Source organism: Paenibacillus sp. GbtcB18 (assembly GCF_019091125.1).
Lineage (GTDB): Bacteria > Bacillota > Bacilli > Paenibacillales > NBRC-103111 > Paenibacillus_F > Paenibacillus_F chitinolyticus.
In genome coordinates this window covers 1-782 of record NZ_JAGXJX010000079.1, presented here as the reverse complement: position 1 = coordinate 782, position 782 = coordinate 1, and the positions used below count along the sequence as shown (strand labels likewise).

Here is a 782-nt window from a genome sequence, read left to right as displayed (position 1 = left end):
CATAAATAGTTAATTACAATTGGATGTTGATTGTAATTATACTGACCATTACAAAATACAACTACCAAATAACGGAGGAGTTTACGGTATAGCGGATTTTTAATATATACGTAAAATTTCAGAAGGTTTTATCCCATATTTCTTTTTAAAGGACTCTGAAAAGTGACTAATATTTTTGTACCCAACAGCGATTGCCGTTTCAGTTACATTACTAGTTCCAGAACGTAATAAAAACATTGCCCGTTCCATTCGCTGTTCCCTTAAATATGCAAATGCAGATGTACCAAATAACTCTTTAAATCCCAGTTTTAATTTATAATCATTTAACTCTACTAACTTAGCTAGTTCTAATAATGATGGTGGTAATTCCATCCGCTGCACTAATATTTCTTCAGCATGTTTTATTTTATTTATATCACTTTTTGATAAAACTCTTCTTTTTATTTCATTACGATTTTTTAACAAAAACCTACCAAAATGTATGGAGAGTAATTCAAGCACTTTACTTTCCATTTCTAGTTGATATATACGATCTTGATGTGGAAAATCTATCATTTTTGAAATAATATTAGCTGATAGAGAATCAATTGGACTTTGCAACTTTTTAAATGAGTTATTACCTAATATAGCGTGAAAATTAAGCATTCCTTCATCCGTATAATCCAACATAAAATGATTAAATAATGGTACAGGGATTCCAATAGCTAATGAATATAGAGGCTTCTCTTTTTCATATTCAAATAACACTTCAAAATCATTCATAAAATATAAATAGCTATTTC

1 protein-coding gene is annotated in these 782 nt (G+C 28.8%); it reads right to left on the bottom strand.

Features of this window, described 5'->3' with window-relative positions:
• Window positions 1-99: 99 nt before the first annotated feature.
• Window positions 100-782, bottom strand: a 683-nt coding sequence (locus tag KVT34_RS29595) for a helix-turn-helix transcriptional regulator (protein WP_217563229.1), incomplete at its 5' end; no start/stop codon positions are given.